20 protein-coding genes are annotated in these 18,724 nt (G+C 44.2%); 13 read left to right on the top strand and 7 right to left on the bottom strand.

What is annotated here, in order from left to right:
* Positions 1-201: 201 nt before the first annotated feature.
* Both MHH48_RS13570 and MHH48_RS13575 read right to left on the bottom strand, forming a co-directional pair.
* Positions 202-2,046 carry an ABC transporter ATP-binding protein gene (locus tag MHH48_RS13570; protein ID WP_076321263.1) on the bottom strand — a complete coding sequence of 615 codons (1,845 nt, stop codon included), beginning with the start codon at positions 2,044-2,046 and terminating at the stop codon, positions 202-204.
* Positions 2,039-3,775 (bottom strand): ABC transporter ATP-binding protein, encoded by a 1,737-nt coding sequence (locus MHH48_RS13575; protein ID WP_076321264.1) that lies wholly within the window; start codon positions 3,773-3,775, stop codon positions 2,039-2,041. The genes MHH48_RS13570 and MHH48_RS13575 overlap by 8 nt, the downstream gene beginning before the upstream one ends.
* Before the next feature lie 186 nt (positions 3,776-3,961).
* Between MHH48_RS13575 and MHH48_RS13580 the strand changes: the two genes are divergently transcribed.
* The 3 genes from MHH48_RS13580 (at position 3,962) to MHH48_RS13590 (ending at position 5,743) form a co-directional block, all read left to right on the top strand.
* Complete coding sequence (locus MHH48_RS13580) at positions 3,962-4,864, top strand: M15 family metallopeptidase (RefSeq protein WP_076321265.1); 903 nt, start codon at positions 3,962-3,964, stop codon at positions 4,862-4,864.
* A complete protein-coding gene (locus tag MHH48_RS13585) occupies positions 4,861-5,403 on the top strand; it encodes a VanZ family protein (protein ID WP_076321266.1) in 543 nt (180 codons plus the stop codon). Before MHH48_RS13580 ends, MHH48_RS13585 begins: the two co-directional genes overlap by 4 nt.
* Positions 5,404-5,503: 100 nt before the next feature.
* Positions 5,504-5,743 carry a hypothetical protein gene (locus MHH48_RS13590; protein WP_076321267.1) on the top strand — a complete coding sequence of 80 codons (240 nt, stop codon included), beginning with the start codon at positions 5,504-5,506 and terminating at the stop codon, positions 5,741-5,743.
* A gap of 67 nt (positions 5,744-5,810) precedes the next feature.
* Here MHH48_RS13590 and MHH48_RS13595 read toward each other — a convergent pair whose 3' ends face one another.
* A complete protein-coding gene (locus MHH48_RS13595; RefSeq protein WP_076321268.1) occupies positions 5,811-7,031 on the bottom strand; it encodes a sigma-70 family RNA polymerase sigma factor in 1,221 nt (406 codons plus the stop codon).
* Between the two features lie 222 nt (positions 7,032-7,253).
* Between MHH48_RS13595 and MHH48_RS13600 the strand changes: the two genes are divergently transcribed.
* Positions 7,254-7,655, top strand: coding sequence for a hypothetical protein (locus MHH48_RS13600; protein ID WP_076321269.1), 402 nt, complete (start codon positions 7,254-7,256; stop codon positions 7,653-7,655).
* 103 nt (positions 7,656-7,758) lie between these two features.
* Here the strand turns inward: MHH48_RS13600 and MHH48_RS13605 are convergent, their stop codons facing one another.
* The gene (locus MHH48_RS13605; protein ID WP_076321270.1) at positions 7,759-8,670 is read right to left on the bottom strand and encodes an aminoglycoside phosphotransferase family protein; all 912 of its coding nucleotides are present in this window, start codon (positions 8,668-8,670) and stop codon (positions 7,759-7,761) included.
* 238 nt (positions 8,671-8,908) lie between these two features.
* On the opposite strand from MHH48_RS13605, the gene MHH48_RS13610 reads away from it, so the two are divergent.
* Entirely contained in the window at positions 8,909-9,223 is a 315-nt protein-coding gene (locus tag MHH48_RS13610) for a DUF1904 family protein (protein ID WP_076321271.1), read from the top strand.
* A 110-nt stretch (positions 9,224-9,333) separates the two neighbouring features.
* Here MHH48_RS13610 and MHH48_RS13615 read toward each other — a convergent pair whose 3' ends face one another.
* Positions 9,334-10,203 (bottom strand): LysR substrate-binding domain-containing protein, encoded by an 870-nt coding sequence (locus tag MHH48_RS13615; RefSeq protein WP_076321272.1) that lies wholly within the window; start codon positions 10,201-10,203, stop codon positions 9,334-9,336.
* A gap of 142 nt (positions 10,204-10,345) precedes the next feature.
* Here MHH48_RS13615 and MHH48_RS13620 point away from each other — a divergent pair, with 142 nt between their 5' ends.
* Both MHH48_RS13620 and MHH48_RS13625 read left to right on the top strand, forming a co-directional pair.
* The gene (locus tag MHH48_RS13620) at positions 10,346-11,029 is read left to right on the top strand and encodes a VOC family protein (protein WP_076321273.1); all 684 of its coding nucleotides are present in this window, start codon (positions 10,346-10,348) and stop codon (positions 11,027-11,029) included.
* Between the two features lie 50 nt (positions 11,030-11,079).
* Entirely contained in the window at positions 11,080-12,027 is a 948-nt protein-coding gene (locus MHH48_RS13625; RefSeq protein WP_076321274.1) for an aminoglycoside phosphotransferase family protein, read from the top strand.
* A 90-nt stretch (positions 12,028-12,117) separates the two neighbouring features.
* Here MHH48_RS13625 and mraY read toward each other — a convergent pair whose 3' ends face one another.
* Positions 12,118-13,068, bottom strand: a complete 951-nt coding sequence (gene mraY, locus MHH48_RS13630) for a phospho-N-acetylmuramoyl-pentapeptide-transferase (RefSeq protein ID WP_179090577.1) — start codon at positions 13,066-13,068, stop codon at positions 12,118-12,120.
* Positions 13,069-13,146: 78 nt separating this feature from the next.
* On the bottom strand, positions 13,147-13,731 hold the full coding sequence (locus MHH48_RS13635; protein ID WP_076321276.1) for a TetR/AcrR family transcriptional regulator: 585 nt from the start codon (positions 13,729-13,731) through the stop codon (positions 13,147-13,149).
* Positions 13,732-14,221: 490 nt separating this feature from the next.
* Here MHH48_RS13635 and xerA point away from each other — a divergent pair, with 490 nt between their 5' ends.
* The 6 genes from xerA (at position 14,222) to MHH48_RS13665 (ending at position 18,708) form a co-directional block, all read left to right on the top strand.
* The gene (xerA, locus tag MHH48_RS13640; RefSeq protein WP_256720409.1) at positions 14,222-15,220 is read left to right on the top strand and encodes a site-specific tyrosine recombinase/integron integrase; all 999 of its coding nucleotides are present in this window, start codon (positions 14,222-14,224) and stop codon (positions 15,218-15,220) included.
* Positions 15,221-15,340: 120 nt separating this feature from the next.
* A complete protein-coding gene (locus tag MHH48_RS13645) occupies positions 15,341-15,874 on the top strand; it encodes a GNAT family protein (RefSeq protein WP_076321277.1) in 534 nt (177 codons plus the stop codon).
* A 224-nt stretch (positions 15,875-16,098) separates the two neighbouring features.
* Complete coding sequence (locus MHH48_RS13650) at positions 16,099-16,665, top strand: hypothetical protein (RefSeq protein WP_083659881.1); 567 nt, start codon at positions 16,099-16,101, stop codon at positions 16,663-16,665.
* A 156-nt stretch (positions 16,666-16,821) separates the two neighbouring features.
* Positions 16,822-17,016 (top strand): hypothetical protein, encoded by a 195-nt coding sequence (locus MHH48_RS13655; RefSeq protein WP_076326723.1) that lies wholly within the window; start codon positions 16,822-16,824, stop codon positions 17,014-17,016.
* Between the two features lie 43 nt (positions 17,017-17,059).
* Positions 17,060-17,854, top strand: coding sequence for a DUF4917 family protein (locus MHH48_RS13660; protein ID WP_256720890.1), 795 nt, complete (start codon positions 17,060-17,062; stop codon positions 17,852-17,854).
* A 227-nt stretch (positions 17,855-18,081) separates the two neighbouring features.
* Positions 18,082-18,708, top strand: coding sequence for a hypothetical protein (locus MHH48_RS13665; protein ID WP_076326725.1), 627 nt, complete (start codon positions 18,082-18,084; stop codon positions 18,706-18,708).
* Positions 18,709-18,724: the final 16 nt, after the last annotated feature.

Below are 18,724 nucleotides of genomic sequence, written 5' to 3' on the forward strand. Positions count from 1 at the left end.
AAAGAATAATCCATGTTCGTCTTAGACTGATACTGATTCAGATATTGCTCTGTAGTTATAAGGGGAAGGAAGTTGTGTGGTAGACTGCGCTTTGTACGCAGATCATTTATCCTTATAGCAGAAAAACAAGAGAGCGGGTTCCATGGAACCCGCTCTCTTGTTTGTTGTCAGCGGCCAGTAAGAAAAATGTCGAAGGCCATCTTAACTGGTTAACTTAAACTGGCTGTTGTATAACTCGTAATAAAAGCCGTGTTTGGCCAGCAGTTCTTCGTGTGTGCCACGCTCCGCGATACCGCCTTGATTCATGACGAGAATCTGGTCAGCCTCGCGGATCGTGCTTAGACGATGAGCGATGACAAAGCTCGTTCGGCCCTGCATCAGGGTGCGCATGGCGGTTTGAATATGCATCTCCGTCCGCGTATCGATGCTGCTGGTAGCCTCGTCCAGAATCAGTATGACCGGATCGGCAAGCACCGCACGCGCGATCGTCAAGAGCTGCCGCTGGCCCTGGCTCAGGTTGCCTCCGCCCGAGAGAAGCTGCGTATCATAGCCTTCGGGCAGCTTCATGATGAAGTCATGCGCATTGGCAAGCTTGGCGGCAGTTTCGATCTCTTCGTCCGAGGCATCAAGCCGGCCGTAGCGGATGTTCTCCCGAATCGATGCCGAGAATACATAGGCATCCTGCAGCACGATTCCCAGCTTGCTCCGAAGATTGTCCTTATCCAACTGACGGATGTCGACCTCATCAATGGTGATCACGCCAGAATCGATCTCATAGAAACGGGTGAGCAGATTGATGATGGTGGTTTTGCCGGCACCTGTCGGACCGACGAGCGCAATGGTCTCGCCCGGCCGAGCGGTGAGTGATACATCCTTTAGAATCGGGACGCCCTCCTTATAACTGAAACAGACACGGTCAAATTGTACCTCGCCATACATGTCATCCGTTGTATTATCGTCTTGGTTGTCTTGGTACTCGGACTCGGTATCAATAATCTCAAAGACCCGTTCAGCACCCGCCACAGCAGATTGCACCAGGTTGAATTGATTCGCTAGATCGTTCAGCGGCCGTTGAAACTGCTTCGAGTAGTTTAGAAATGCAACGACAATACCCACGGTAGTATAATCCTTGAATGCCATATACCCGCCAACCGCCGCAATTAAAGCAAAGCTGACGTTATTCAGCACGTTCATAACCGGACCGACGGTACCCGAATAGATCTGAGCTTGAATACTGGCATCGGTCAGCTTCTTGTTCATGACATCGAACTGCGCAGCGGCATGCCGCTCCCGGCGATATACCTGTACAACCTTCTGACCCGAGACGGTTTCCTCGATAAAGCCATTAAGCTCCCCCAGCGTGCTCTGCTGCTTGGAGAAATGCTTCCTTGTCCGGCTTGCTACCGTCTTCGTGAACAGCATAACAAGCGGAATGGTCACCATGCTGAGCAGCGTCAGCCATACGTTCAGGTACAGCATGATGGCGAGCGATCCAACCAGGGACAGCACGCTTGAGATTAGCTGGGTTACGCTCTGATTCAATGTCCCGGAGACGTTCTCGATATCGTTGGTCGTGCGGCTCATCAATTCGCCGTGCGTCTTGCTGTCGAAGAATCGCAGCGGAAGAATTTGAAGTCTTGCAAAAATATCCCTCCGCATGGCCTGAATAGACAGCTGGGAGACCTTAACCATGACATGCTGTTGTAGCCATGCCGTGAGCGCGGTACCCGCGTAAACGGCAAGAAGCACCGCACACAACCCCATGAGTCCCTCGAAATCTCCTGGAATGATGTAATGATCCACCGCATTTCCCAGCAGGAAAGGAGCCACCAGGGACAGAATCGTCGCGATGAGCGTGAATAAGAAAACAGCGATCATACCGCCCTTAAATGGACGAATGTAACCCCAGATCCGGCGAAGCGTTGCCATCGTATTTTTGGGCTTCGCCTTGGCCATCGTCATTCCACGCATGGGGCTGCCGCCGCGCATGCTAAAGTCCGGAGCGTCCGCATGGCCTTGCTTGGTTTCCTGATCCGCTTTAACCATGGGAAGACACCTCCTTGCCGAATTGCGATTGATAAATATCCTGGTATAACTCACAGGAAGCAAGCAGCTCGCTGTGCGTACCCTCCGCTACCAATTTTCCATCATCCAGCACCAGTATAAGATCGGCATCGATCACGGAAGAGATCCGCTGGGCAATCATGAGGCAGGTACGACCGTTCATCAACTGGGCTAACTCTTTCTGAAGCCTGGACTCCGTCCCCATATCGATGGCGCTTGTGCTGTCGTCAAGAATAAGAATGGCGGGGCGAAGCAATAATGCCCGTGCAATGGAGATCCGCTGCTTCTGGCCGCCGGAGAGGTTCACGCCTCTTTGTCCAAGCACGGTATCGTACCCTTCCGGCATGGACGAAATGAATTCATGCGCCTGCGCAGCCTTAGCTGCTGCCATCACTTCTTCATCGGAAGCATCCGCTTTCCCGTAGCGGATATTGTCCCGGATCGTGCCTGTGAAGAGGATGGATTCTTGAAGGACGATGCCAATGCGTTCGCGTAACGCCGATAAGTCGATCTGTCGCACATCGGTCCCATCGATGAATATCCGCCCGGATGTTACATCATACAGGCGGGGGAGCAGGGATACCAGCGAGGTTTTTCCCGAACCGGTTGCTCCCATAATTGCGACGGTCTGCCCTGGCTGAACCTTGAAACTGATATTATGTAAAACGGGCTTCTGTATTTCCGGTTTATAGGAAAAAGTCACCTGGTCAAATACGATTTCTCCCTGCTTGTATACATTCATCGTCGGCTGAGCAACGTTTACAATCTCGGATTCTGTATGCATGACTTCCTGGATACGATCAGCGGAAACCTTGGCTGTAGAGATTCGGACCAGCATCATCGCGACGGAGGATACGGAGAATAGCACCTGCGTCACATAGTTGATAAAGGCTACCAGGCTTCCCACCTCGAAAGAGCCATCGATCGCGTTCTTCCCGCCAAGCCATAGGACAACCACGATACTGATGTTCAGTATCATGGTGAGGATGGGCATATTGAGCGCAACGATCCGTTGTGTTTTAACCGAAACTTGCGTGAAGTCGGTATTCGCTTGATGGAATCGATCCTTCTCATACCCGGCTCGCACGAATGCTTTGGATACCCGGATGCCAGCGAAATTCTCCTTCAGGACCGTATTCACCTTATCGAGTTTCTTCTGAACGGTGGCGAATAAGGGGAGGGTGGCGCGGATCAGGAAGAACATCACAACGAACAACAATGGAACGGCAATGGCCAGAATGATGGCAAGCTTGGGGCTAATGATCACCGCCATAATAATGCTTCCAATCGCGAGAAACGGAGACCGAACGAAGATGCGCAGCAGCATCTGGACCATGGTCTGAAGCTGAACGATGTCGCCCGTCAGCCGGGTGATAAGTGAACCGGTCGAGATGTCGTCCAGATTACGGAACGAGAGAGTTTGAACCTTGCGGAATAAATCCCGGCGCAGGTCGGCACCGAAACGCTGCGAGGCAACGGAAGAATAGATCGTACATCCGAGACCTCCAAGCAGCCCGATGGCAGCCGCACCCAGCATGATAAGACCTGTATGGAGAATGTGTGAAGTATCGTTCTGCATGACACCTTGATCAATAATGCTGGCCATGAGAATGGGCTGAAGCAAATCCATGGCGACTTCCAGCAGCATGAGCAGCGGCGCAAGCAGGGCCGCAGCCCAGTGGGGACGTAAATAACGAAATAATTTGAGCAAGAATAATGGCACCTTCTTTATTCTTTTTAGTCTAAATACCAAGTTAAGCCATAGGCTTCAACCTTGTCAAAGGGAAAAGGGATAAGTGCAACTTGCATCTCTTAAGAAAAACTTTAACTTTTCCCTACTTTTCCTTAAACTCTATTTATTAATCTGGATAAACCAAGCTAGAGGGAGTTGTTGAAGTTGAAAAAGAGTTTGATCATGCTCGTTATATTTCTGTTAGTCGGATGCGAGTCGATAATGACGGAGACGCCTAACGTGAATGATAGGGTAGAGAGTAGAGATGGACAGGAATCAAAAGCGGGTTCCGACACGCAATCGAATCCTCCATCAGCTGTGCAAACGATCCGTGTAACAGATGAACAAGTGACACGTGGAAATTTGGTCCTGGTCAACAAGGATCATCCGCTTGATCAGGGAGCGGTGCCGAAGGATATCGTAACATTGTTTGAGAATAAAGACTTAATGCATGGTTATGTGGTTCTGGACAACACGATCCGGTTATCGCGCAGTGTGGCAGAGAAATTCGGTGATATGGTTGAAGCCGCCGGAGAAGACGGAGTCAATCGCTTCATGATCAGCAGCGGGTATCGGGATGAGGGCGAGCAAGAACAGCTTTATCGTGAAAAAGGTTCCGATTACGCCTTGCCTCCAGGCTACAGCGAACATAATCTCGGGCTCTCGATGGATATCGGATCGACGCAGCAGTCGATTGATCGATCGCCCGAAGGGAAGTGGCTGAAGGAGCATGCATGGGCGCACGGATTCATTCTGCGATATCCTGAGGACAAAACAGAGATTACAGGCATTCAGTATGAACCGTGGCATTTTCGTTATGTTGGGCAGCCGCACAGCATGATCATGAAGGAACTGAATCTTACATTGGAGGAATATTTGGATTACCTGAAGGAACAATCCAGCTATAGAACAACCGTAGATGGGAAGGAATACGAAATAGAGTATGTACCCGTGACGTCCAAAGACATGGAGATTGAGATACCGGCGGGAAGCGAGTATGAGATATCTGGAAACAATATCGACGGAATCATTGTGACGGTACTGCTAAACAAGGATGATGAGGAATGAAATTATCGTATAAATGGATGCTTGTATTACTATATGCGCTGTATCTCTATGTCTTACTCAAGGTGATTTTATTCAAGTTCGGTTCCGTAGATATATCAGTTCTGTGGCAGCAGCTGCATCGAGCCACCGAGATCCCGGATTATGTACAAAATCGATTGCAATTTGCCAATTTCACGCCCTTTGAATCCATTCGTATGAATATCAAGCACCTTTCAAGTACGCATGACGTGGTCAATCTCTTTGGCAATATCGCCATATTCATGCCCAATGGCCTATTCGTCGGTCTTATGCTTAGGAACAAGTTCCTCGGATTCATTGGCTCCTTCACGACATCCCTGGGGTTGAGCCTGGGACTGGAATGCTCCCAGCTCTTTTTTTCAATGGGAAGTTTTGATGTGGATGATTTAATCCTGAATACGGCCGGTGGTGTGCTTGGGTACGGCATGTTTCTCGTGCTTAAACTCACCTTAGCGGGAACAACTCTTCCTACTGATGAGAGAAGAGGAAGAACGGATAAGCCTTTAACTGGGAACGAATAAGTAAGCAATCACGAGACCCGGCCGGAACTCGATCCGTTCTGTAAAATGCCCGGTTTTAAGACATCCGCTGTCCGGATACGGTCCCTGAAGTGACACGTGATTGGGAGTAGTAGGAAAAGATCGTGGTTTAGAGAGCTGGGAGCCATGGTATCATGCGGTCGGTGACGTTTCCGAAGGCCGCCAAGGAGTGGTGGAACATAAGAATAAGTATGTTTTGACGGTTGGCCGCCGTGAGGCTGCTAATAACCCCCCCCCCCTTAGACAGATGTGGCATGGATCTAATATGTACCTGGATAACCCGCAGACAAAGGTGATTTCCCATGTCGTGCTGGGCCAGTAGGGATAACGAGAATGGCAAACGTATGGAGATAGTGGAAAACCCGGTCCTGGACCGGGTTTCTTTTGACCTAAACGAGCTGATCTTGGAGGGCTTTCGCCCACTGTTCATGAAGCTTTTCTTCGGAAAGATGGAAAATGTCGTGATAACCATCCGGGTTGCGGATGATTTGATTTAATGGACCTAACCCATATTTTTTAATGATGAACTCAACCATCAGATAGGAGAACTGAAATCCCGTTTTGCCGAAATCCCAGGAATCATCATTGAGATCCTCGAAACTTGGAATTGCATGATTGCTGATGGCTGCCGAAGTCGTGCTTCGAATGAAATCTTCGGACATTTGCTGCGCTTCGTACCCGCCAATGCCCTGCCGGATCCATTTGGGGGCCAGGGGGTTGATGTCGCTGATCAACCACATGGTATACAAGTGCAGAGTGGACCGGAGGATCGATTGATACGTATGCTCGGGACCCGGGTTTAAGGGTGAGACGATTTTTAACGTGTTGTTATCGAACGTGCCCATGAACCAGTCAGGTGCATCCGATTCTCCAACGGCTTGATGGAATGTTGGCAGATCGGGATAGATCTCAATTACGATTTTACGTGATGGCTGATGATTATATTTCGCTGCAATCTGTTCTACATTGTTCTTTAGTTCTTGAAACAGGTCCTGATGCACTTGGCTCTGACGATGACTTGCTTCACTTTTGCTTTCAAAGGATATCAAATCAAGAATTGACATAATTGTGATGTCACCCCATTCTTTTAATTCTTTCTTTAGCTTCTCTAAGGAACGGTACAATCGATTTTTGACCGCACTTTCGCGCATGCCCACGATCCTGGATATTTCCGACAGCGTACAATCCACAAAAAATCGCAAGGATATAATCTGCTGATCAAGCTCACTCAGCTGCTTAAGTGCCGCGCTAATATCGATTCGAATATCTACATATCTGGCAAAATCAAGGGAGATGGACTGTGATTCATAACTTGTAAAGTCATAAGGCATCTCATGTTTACGTGATATACTTCGATATTCATTTTTAACCGTGTTCTGGGCGATTTTAAAGATCCAGGTGAACAGACTGGAGTTCCCGTTAAACTTATCGAGGTTCTCCATGGCCCTTAAGAACACTTGTTGTGTTAAGTCATCTGCAGCCATCGGATTCACTTTCAGTGCGAGATAATGGCGAATCCTCAGGCGGTATTCATCATACATCTCTTCAAATGTACGCTTGGTTCCCTGGTTATCCGGATAAACAGGGAGATTGTCATGAGCTCTTGACATGGATAAGAACCTCCTCTTGACCTTACAGTTAATTAGACACCGGAGGGAGGCAAAAAGCCACATTCGACGGAAATAATTTCTGCTTATTTTCATATGGTGACTGGGCTGGTAAATCTAGGTTGTTGACGTATTTGTATCAATCCTCCTATAAAGGCACAAGAATGAAAGACGGCTCTGCATATGATGTCATCATGATAAACAGGGAAGCGAGGTGATCCTAATATGTCATCGAAACGCGCAAGGAAGTCCAGATCTGCTTCCAAATCGAGCCCTCCGCAGCATTGGGTAGGCCAACCGGTCGTGGTCGTTCTGAAGGACGGCAGCTACTATATCGGAGAACTGAATCAGATCCAAGGCCGGGAAGTAACGCTGTCTGGACTTCGTGCTAACAAAAATATGCCGGCTTCGATTGCTCGGAGCGGGGATAAAGCGCAAATTTCCGGATTTTTAAGCAACTTGTTTGGAGGTCCTCCAAGCGCTCCGGCAGTCGAAGGGGCTGAGCGAGGAGAAGGAGTCGCGGCTGTAGGCGGATTGGGCTTCTTGGGACAAATCGTGCCTCACATTACGCTGGGCATGAATGTGATAAAAACCATTATGCCATTAATGGGAATGTTAAAAATATAACGTTACAAAAGCGTCAGGCAAATCACGAGACTAAGAAAAAGAAGCTTGGAGGTTTCAAGCTTCTTTTTGCATGAAATATGATTCCGCCATAACCATCGAACTATTACTTGGCGATGGCACGCTGAATAATCGATTTGGCTTCCAATGCAATGGCTTCATCCCTTTCGTCGATGGCCTGGATGAATATTAACATGGGGATGTATACGGCGATCATTCGTGCCAGAATCTTAGTTTCTTCGTCCACTTCGCCATAGATATTATAGAAAGCCTCTCTGGAGGCCGGTGGCAGGAAGCTGTATACGATACTCAGGTCACAGGCAGGATGGCCAATGTTTATGTCACCCCAATCAATAATGCCCGAAAGCTTGCCGGCATCATCGACCAACATGTTTTTAAAATGGAGATCCCCGTGGATTAGAACATGTCGATGCCTGGCCCGATCCAGGTGGATGCCCTGCAAATAGACTGCAATCTCGTTCAACTCCGCCTGCGTAATATAGTGGGTAAGGTTGGAGAGAAGATTCAGCATTTTGTCTTTCCGGCCAGCCAGATCGGTCAAATTACGCTGGTCAGACAATACCCCCGCTTGCTGTGCTATTTCTACAGGAAACGAATGCAGGTTCTTCAGGAACCGGGCGAGCGTTGACGCCGACTGTATCCGCATTTGATCCGAAATTCCAATCGGAAATTTCCCGGGAAGATAGGTATACCCCAGAAAAGGTGCAGGATAGTCTTCGCTTTCTTTTCCGAAGAAAAGGGGTTTCGCATAAGGTACTGTTATGTAGTTTGCAAGCTTGGGCAGGATTTTTGCTTCGGTATTGAGTAAAGATATGGCAATACCTCTTCGAGGAAAGCGAAACACATACTCATCGCCAACGCGATAAACGGTGTTGTCCCATCCGTTGCCAATCTCCTGGACCTTGAGGGTGGACAATTGGGGAAATTGACGGTTAAGTAATAATCGGACTAACGGCTCGGTTACTTCCCATTCGGCATCCCATAGATTTCGGCCCATGATGACCTTCACCTCCATAATGAATTTCTCGTATGATGAATCGGATGTTATCAAGTCTAACGGAAGCGCTCCGTAAAGGGCAATTGAAAGAATAACTATAATTGAAATTCACCTGCGAATATGTGCATCTGAATCATAGTGATTCCTTTCACAATAACAATATTGTATAGTAGAAGAGAGATAAAAGTCACTTGGGGACATCTATAAGACAATAATTTGACGAAATGAAGGGATACGAGTGCCATATTTACGCTTTAAAGGATTTACCGAAGTTTTTCTTGAAGAAATCACACCACAGGTCGTTGCCGAATTCGCCGGTATTGTTCAAATACCGCAGGAAATTGTAAAGATTGAACTGCTTCCTTATCAGATCATAACCAATACGCCGTTATCCGTGGAAATCCTCATGTTCCAGAGAACTCAGGAGATTCATGATGCTGTCGCAGCCCGCATTCACGACATCTTGTCGGAACACGGGTACCGAAACGTACATATTTTCTTCGTGATTCTTAAGCGGAATCTTTATTATAAAGAAGGCAGGCCATTAGAATAAAATAAGACGTTGCAGGCGAGACAAGGATGCAGATGATGCATTCTTGTTTTTTTATATGAGGTAAAACAGGATCAATTCTTCTTGGATGCTGTCATAAGCCTAGAATCATTCTAGAAGGAATTCTCCATCCGTTTCATAAACGTACGAGCTGCTGTACTTAAATATTTGTCATTGCGATAGTACATCTCCAAATCCCTGGAAGGAGGGTGTTCGATGGCAACTGCCTTTAAACCGAGGGACTGAAAGCTGTCGATCAGTTGACTTGGTTGAATGGTCGCACCGATTCCTTCTCTCACAAGCTGAAATAGAGAGGTTACCGAACCGGTCTCCATCAGGATTTTGAGTTCAATCGCGAGCTCTTTGCACCATGCGTTGATCAGTTCGCGTCCATAAAACCCATTCGGATACATCACAAATGGAATACGTTCCAGTTCTTGAGGCTCTATTAGCTCACGGCTGGCTAAACGATGCTGTTCATAAACATAGAGACTATAGGTTTCTGTGTAAAAAGGTAGGCGGTTTAACCGGCTGTCAGGCTTAATGGCAAGACCCACCCCGATATCGACTTCATTGTTTAGCACTTGGTTCACGATATCAATGGAAGGAATGATCTGCACTTGAGTATTCGGAAACTCCTTGTGAAACTCAACAAGCAATGAAGTCAGTCGATAATCCAAATCGGAGGGAAGCACGGCTACCCGTAAACAGCCTGTGTTTAAATGGGTCAAGTCCGCAATTGCTCTCTTTGCATTTTCCATTTGCTGAATCATCTGTCGGGCATAGTGTTCCAGGATCGCTCCAGCTTCCGTCTGAACGGTTTTTTTACCCATGCGATCAAATAACGGAACCCCGACTTCATCCTCCAATACCCGTATTTGTTGACTTAAGGTGGGCTGGGAAATACCCAGTTTATGTGCCGCTTCGGAAAAATGAAGTTCCTTGCACAGCATCAAAAAATAGTGCAGCTGTCTGATCTCCATTCGATTCACTCCGTATCATATAGTTATAAACTATTGTTTATATAGAAAATATAGTATTGATCTATTATTGTTTAAAAACTACAATGAGGTCAAGTTAACCGCAGACTACAAGCAAGACAGTAATGAAGAAGGGGTGGTCCATATGAATATATTGAAAGTTGAAGTACGGACGAAACAGCTGGCTATGATCAAGAAATTCTATGTAGATCTTTTGGAATTTGAAGTCAAGAAGGACGCGGATGAACGATTGGAGCTCCAAGCCGGTCGATCAACCATCGAATTTGTTCAGGATCATGACTCCCGCGCCTTTTATCATATTGCCTTCTCCATCGCCGTTAACCAATTATCAGAAGCTATGAAGTGGTTGGAGAATAACGGGATCGAGCTGATTACTCAAGATGGCAATCAACCATTTGAATTTAAGGATTGGCCGGCATCGGCTTGTTATTTTTATGATCCTGACGGCAATTTGATTGAATTCATTGCTCATCATGCGACGGTTCACGAGCAAGCAGATTCTTTCCATGCGAAGCATATTATAGCGATTAGCGAAATCGGTCTTCCGGTGGTTGATGTCCGTGAAGAAATCCGTCGACTGCATGAAGTCTTCGGTTTATCGCTATGGAGAGGCGATGGCAAACAATTTGCTGCGATGGGTGATGAGAACGGGTTGTTGATAGTCATTGATAAACATCGGCCTTGGTTCCCTGTACACATTAAGCCCGGCATGTTTCCGACAGTGGTGTCAATTCAGGGACATGCCCCTGAAAAACAGCATCTTGTCATGAATGATGGACTTTATATCTTATCTTCACTATCGTTATGATAGAGTGAAAGGGAATACCAAGATTTATAAGAAGGTTGATAGGAGGACCCATGGACCATTTACAAAACATGTTGAAGGATTATTACGGCTTGGAGCATACCGGAATTTCACCACAACAGGGTGGATGGGCTGCACTGGCATTCAGGGTACGGGATGTCAAACATACCTATTTCCTGAAAGTATATGAGAAAAGCCGTGCATCAACTCCGAAGTGGACTGCGCTGATTGATGATTACGTGCCTGTACTGTTGTGGCTTGAGGAACATAGTCGTTTACAAGGTAAGATACCTGTGCCGATTCTCACAAAAGACGGACGCTATCAATGCGAGGATGACGAAGGGATCTATCTGTTGTATGAATATATCGTCGGGGACACGATTGCCGATCAAGAACTGACAGAGGATCAGGTACGGCAGCTAGCGGAGATGATCGCAGAGCTCCATCGTTATGGAGAAGAGGTTCCGCTTGTGACAAGTGCCATGACGGAAAACTACACGGTGCCGTTTCTTGGGCAGCTAAAGAGCACGCTGGACGGGGAGTTGCCGTATGACCTCGGGGAAGTGATGCTTCGTCATATCGATAGCTTGAAGGAATTAATGCTTAAAGTTGAAGAGTTGTCCGAAGCGCTGAAGAATCGTGATCTCCGCATGGCATTATGCCATACCGACGTACATGGATGGAATCTGATGTCAGACGGACAACAACTGAAATTGATTGATTGGGAGGGACTGAAGTTGGCACCGGTGGAAGCCGATATGATGTCCTTTGCCGACGAGCCCTACTTTGCTGAATTTATGAGGATATATAAAGAAATGCATGGTCAGTATGAGATAAACGTCGAGGCGCTTGCATTTTATCAAGGGAGACGCAAATTGGAAGATATCTGGGAGTTCATGGAGCAGCTGCTCTATGATACTCAGGATGACAATGAGCGTGCGTTAACGCTCCAGAGTCTGAGAAAAGAGCTGGAAGAGATCGCTTCTTCCCATCGGGATTGATCCTTATACATGAAAAAAGCCAGCCAGTAGAGTGAAGCACGCTTCAATCCTACCAGGAGGCTTTTTTCCTTGCTTGTCTATTTCGGTGTTTTACATCACATACTTTGCAAGTACCCAACAGAGCAGAGCCATAAACCAGGAGACAAAACCGAAAATCATCACGATTTTGTTCTCGCTCCAGCCGTACTTGAGACTGAAGTGGAAATGGATGGGGGCCATTCGGAACAGACGCAACTTGGTTCGTTTGTAATACCATACTTGCAGGATGACCGAAAGCTGCTCGGCCAAATAGATGATGAACAGCAGCGGAATCAGAATTTCGACCTTCTCGATCACCGCTAAGAATGAAAGGGAACCGCCAATGGCAAGGGATCCCGTATCGCCCATAAAAGCCCGGGCCGGATAAATGTTGTAGAGCAGCAAGCCAAGCAGGCAGCCGATCATGACCAGCGAGAACATCTGAACTTCCGGTTTGTCGGAGATTAAGAAGAAGAAAAAATAAGTAGGTATGGCTACATTGATTAATAGTCCGTCCAATCCATCGGTAAAGTTAATGGCATTCGCCGAACCCACAATGAATAACAGCATGATGATGACATAGACGCTTACCGGCAATTGGAGATGGAATCCGTTGAAGAGCCGGATATCACTTGTCAGTGAAAAGGAATGGAACAGCACATACAGTAATGCGCCGGTAAACAGGAACTGAAATACAAGCTTCATGCGACCGGAAATGCCGGACGGGTCCTGCCATGCAGCTTTTTTGAAGTCATCCATAAATCCGATCAAACTGAACAAAAGAAAGGTCGAGCATAAGAAAACGGTAAGTGGCGCGGGTTGAAATTGCAGTGACATCGCAACGCCAATCAGCAATATAAGACCTGCCATTAACGGCGTCCCGCGTTTGGCCTGATGATCAGGAGGCAGCTCGGTCCGGATTGGCTGCGTAAGCTTTAACGTACGCAATCCCCAGATAAGCAGGGGGGTGAACAGTGTCACCAGCAAGAACGATAGTCCGGATACGCCCAGAATTCCATTCATCTCATACACATCTCTTTCTATCGATTTCGTGTTAGTACATTGTATTTCGATGAAATGGACAAATATTCCTTCAATTTTCTAGAATTGATAGGGTCCGTTAATGGACAATCGTAATGCCATAGCCGTCATTTCCCGTGGAGTGTAGGGATACCCCTCTAACATCCACCACAAGATGGTCTCGTGAAATGCACCCGTCATAAAGTTGATCACCACGTCGGACGGAACGCTGATCTCAGCGCCTGTCTCAATGGAAGCTTCGAGCCCAACCTTGACAAAATGGTATAGCGTGGCTTTGAAATAACGCGTGAATGGCGTGTCCGGATGGATTAAAATGAAGGCTTCGTAAAACTGCCGATTCTCCAGCACATGGTTGAATAACGCTACCATATTGGAGGGCAGTTCCACATAATCCACCTCTTGAAGGGATATTTTTTTCTCGATCACGATGCGGTGTTCCAAATCTTCCATCGTCTCCTTGGACATGACCTCCATTAACTCGGCTACACTGCTAAAATGCTTGTAAAAGGTAGGCCGTGTCACTTGTGCCTCGGCACATAGATCCGTAATGGATATGGGATCGATTCGGGAAGCCATCATGTGAAGGAGAGCGGTTTTTATTTTCTGCAGGGTTCTGATTTCTCTCGGATCTAACTCCGGTTTCATGACAGTAGCTCCACTCCTTCGCAGTTCCACAATATGTATCTCTCTATTATACAATACACCACATGTACTGAATCTGAGTAGGAGATGTAGTAAGATCCACGAGTACTCTATTCTTCATGTAAGAATCGACGCCAAACGCAGATGGTCATATATCTTAAGATGTGAGTTGCTCGAAGACGGCATGAAGCATCAAGACCGATTCGCTACGCTCCTCGTTATCATGTTACAAGCGAAGTGCAGTACTAAGTTTCGCTTGCACGGCATCTTCGTGCTTGAAGTAAGGTGAGAAATGAAGTAGCCATTGCTACCTTGATTATGGTTTAATCTATTTAATGGCTACAAGAATTTTAAACCCTTGAACGTAATATTATTGAATTGAATGCGGTTAGATCATTAAGGATGGACAGCACCGAAAGTATCGGGAGCTTACAACGTCGATAACGGCGATTGTGAGCTCTTTTTGCTTTCCAATAATTAGGTTGCTGCTATAATGAAGATCTGGATGATTCCATTTACACCCGAATCCATTCAACAGTTGCATACACTTTTTGAAGGAACGAAGATTCATGTTGATAGCATGTTGATGAAAGAGTGCAGTTTGTTTAACAATGAAGTTCATATGCAGGATCACATTCCAATCTATTCATGGAATGAGTCGATAAAAAGGTCTTTCGTTGATGCACTGCAGCTTCGAGGTTATAGTAAAAACACGATAAAAGCATATTGTAGTCAAGTCCATCGATTTCATGCTTTTGTACAGCAGCAAAATCAGAGGATGGGTCACGACAAATTGATTCAGAGTTATTCCTTACACTTACTTCATAGAAAATGTTCTCATTCCTATGTTAATCAAGCGCTCAGCGCGATCAAATTCTATGCTCAAAAAGTATTATTGCATGAGGAAACAGTCTCTTATGTTCGCCCTAAGAAAGAAAAGAAGTTGCCGAATGTGTTATCGATGAACGAAGTGATGTTGATCTTAAAAGCACTCCATAATTTAAAACATCGTGCGATCCTATACCTTACATATTCCTCAGGATTACGGGTAGGGGAAGTGGTTCGGTTGAAAACTCAAGACATTGATTTCGAGCGAAAAACGCTTCGAGTTTATCAAGGCAAAGGTCGAAAGGATCGTCTTACGCTATTATCCGATACAGCTATGGATATAGTTCAACCGTATTTACAACAAGAAAAGCCTGAGAAGTGGATGTTCCCAGGTCAACACCCAGAGCGCCATATAACTGAACGAACGGTTCAAAAAGTGTTCGAACAAGCACGTGCTGCTTCTGGAATCCAGAAAAAGGTTAGTATTCACGCTTTGCGCCATTCATTCGCTACACATCTATTGGAAGGTGGAATTGACATTCGCTTCATTCAAGAGTTGCTCGGTCATCAAAGTGTACGGACCACCGAAAGGTACACACATGTGAGTGTGAAGGACATAAGAAGGATTAAAAGTCCGTTAGATCAATTGGAAGAGGAGTCGTAAACTTGGTTGTTGAAGGTGTGTTCACGAAGTTCGTGAACACCTCAAGAGATGATGTTTTTGCGAAGGTCGTGAAAAAGACGTTACATGAAATCAATGCTGCTTATTTTGGAGGATCATTCAATGAAGGTTTATTTAGAAGCATTATCAGAACAAGATTTTACAACGATCATAGAATGGATAAATCAAAAAGATGAAGATTTCATCGTACAATGGGCAGGTTTAACTTATTCCTATCCATTAACCATAGAACAATTGAAAGCACATTACAGTAAAGGAATAAATACGATTGAATCGGATGTTTTTATTTATAGGATCAAAGAGGCAGAGCAATTTGTTGGAACAATACAACTATGCAGGTTTAATAAAGAACTTGAAGAAGCTGCAATTGGAAGATTTTTAATTGGTGAAACGCAAAATCGAGGAAGAGGAATTGGAAGCAAGGCATTAAAGGAAATTGTAAAGATTGGATTTGAACAATTCAGATTAAAGGCAATAAATTTAAACGTATTTGATTTTAATGTATCGGCAATAAGATGTTACGAGAATATTGGTTTTAAGAAGATGAATCGTATGGAGAATGTATATCAAGATAAGGCAGGACGCACGTGGAATAATATCGAAATGAAATTAATCAAAGATCATTTTGTGGGCTAATTCGAGAGGGCATTGACATCATGTAACATAATATTCACGCATCGGAGCCTGGTGGCTCCTCGGTCCGTGAGATGTGATCGGCAGAGGAGTAGATTCAGCGGACACATCCGCACCGACTACCCGCATCACGGCCGGACACTGGGGGGGCCTTAAGTCGGTGGGACGTCGTGAATACGGGAACGTTATGCGAAAGGCGATGTGAATGAATAGAAGGAGGATCATATATGGGATTATATGAACTATATAAAGAAATGAAAGACAGTGGGGAACCAGTTAATTTCGACAACCTTTCAGTAGATGATTTAAGAATTATCTATTGTGATGAGGAAAAAACTGATTGGCAAATAGTAGAACTTTTTAATGTGTCCGCTTCAAAGGTGGGGAGGATCAGAAGGAAACATGGAATTACCATCAAGAATATGGTGTTTGATGAATTGTTGATGGGAAAAAATGAAGAAAGCTTAAATATAAATTTGAATATAAAGAACCGACTTTTGGTAGATGAGAATATTGACATGATATCCAAAGCAGTTGCACATTTTGCTTTTAGAAATGGCCCTATTGAGGATATGCATGCGGATGGACAATTATCTGAAAGTGATATGAAGAAATTAAACAAGTTTGTACATAATAGGTTGGCTTATGTTTTTCAACTTATTGTTCAGGATAGATGGTTGGAATTAGATTTCTTAATTAAATCAAGATCATATTCTGGTACTGGTTGGGATAAATCAGAACCTGATGATGGTGACAATAGAGCTATTTTAAAGAGAATGTTAAATAGAGATTAATATTGTGAAAGCAACTCAAGTCCATTCGCATAACATAATATTCACGCTGCGGGCATACGCCCTGGGTCCGGCATTCGCCGGACACCCAACACTCGTTGGGTCGTGAATACAGGAACGTTATATGCAATCGACAAATCATACAGGAGTGATAGAAACATGGAGGAATTAAAAACATTCGAGGAATTAGTAGAGAACGATAAAACATATCTCTCTAACCTACTATTCGGAAACGGCTTTTCCATTAACTTTGGTAGTAAATTTATGTATAGCAATCTTTTTGAAGAAGCAAAAGAACTCTTCATAGATGAAGACATTAATTTGTTTGGAGAACTAAATACGGACAAATTTTGAGTATGCTCTTCGTGTTTTAGATACTTCAATTAATACCAACAAAATATTTAATATAGATTTTGTAGGTGTTGCTGAGAGCTATGAGAGAATCAAAAGTGCATTAATAGAAACAGTACGAAAAGTACATCCTGAGCCGCAAGAACTTACTATGGATCAAGATAATGATCTTAAAACAACATTCAGGCTATTTCAAGAGAAGGTCTTTACCACGAATTATGATTTATTAGCCTATTGGGCATTGAATAAAGTTAATAAAGTTAGAGCAGTAGGAGACAGCTTTGGGTATGACAAAGACTCTGAAATGATAATTTTTGGTGCTGGGCCAGGAGTCTCGTCAGATAAAAACCCAGTAAGACTTTATTACCTTCATGGATCACTACATTTATATATGGATAAAGGGGAAATTATTAAGATAACTACTAAACGAAATCCAATTGGAAGAACTGATCTACCTCTACTAGATAGAATTACGGAAACGTACGAGTCGGGGTACTTTCCTTTATACATATCAGAAGGCACTTGGAAGCAAAAGTTGAATAAGATTTTAAACAACAAATATTTAAGCTTTTGCTACAGTGCATTAATGAAGACGTCTAAAGCTTTAACCATATACGGACAGTCTCTTGATAAAGAGAGTGACAAACATATAATTGATGCGATCAAAAAATCGGATATTCAAAAAATTGCTTACGGTATATACGATGTGAGTAATAAAGAACGGATTATTCATGAGTTAATAGGAAATTTTCAAGGCACCTCAATTCAGGTGAATTTTTTTGACGCAAGAAGTTTTTTTGAATCATTAAAGAATATTGAAATGGAAGAATTATTTGAGTAGCTCTTTGAAGCGTCGACAACATATAACATAATATTCAAGCTACGTCTCCTTTGGAGCCTTGGTCAGCTGGATGAATCTCAGGGAGGAATTTCAGCAGTCAACCTCTGCGAGGTTCATGAATACAGGAACGTTATGTGAAAAACCTAATCATTTGAAAATCTGTATAAACTTTAAAAATAGTGTTCACAGCTACTAAATAATTATTTAAAGAAATGTGGTAGGAACATATGTCAAGAAAAAATAACAACCCTGGAAAAAAAGTGAGTGAAAATTGGAAGGTTCTATTGAGAAACACTATACTAACAGCCCTGACAACAAGTCTAATTACTACAATTTTATCCTTTTCATTATGGAACTGGCAGTTTGATAAAACTAAAGAACAAGAAAAATGGGATAAGAAGTTTGGGATATTTTCAAGACTTACAGATGACCTTGCTATGCATCATACTTTGCTAAGTGCAAAACTAAAATTTAATCTTGAACTTCATTCAAGAACAAAAGGAATACAATTTGCTTCAATAGAAGAAAAAAGAAGAATAGAAGATGAGTTGGAAGAGTATTTGCCATATGAATATGAAGGCTTAGTTGAGTATGATAAAAATAAACCTAAATTAATCGGTTCTTTTTTTATTGCAGAAGCTACATTCGGAGATAAGACAGATAAAGCAATACTGGATTATCTAAACAACATAATTAACAAAAGACCTCAAGAACATATTGATACATATCTTGCAAGATTGAACAAAAAAGAAGCAACAATCAATATACAGGACTTAGTAGATAGTATATATATTGATGCTGATATATTAAGACAGAATATACTTGAACAAATGAAGAATGAGTTAGGGTTGTAATATTTTCTTAGGAGAT

Source organism: Paenibacillus sp. FSL F4-0100 (assembly GCF_037993005.1).
In the GTDB taxonomy this organism is placed as follows: Bacteria; Bacillota; Bacilli; order Paenibacillales; family Paenibacillaceae; genus Paenibacillus_AQ.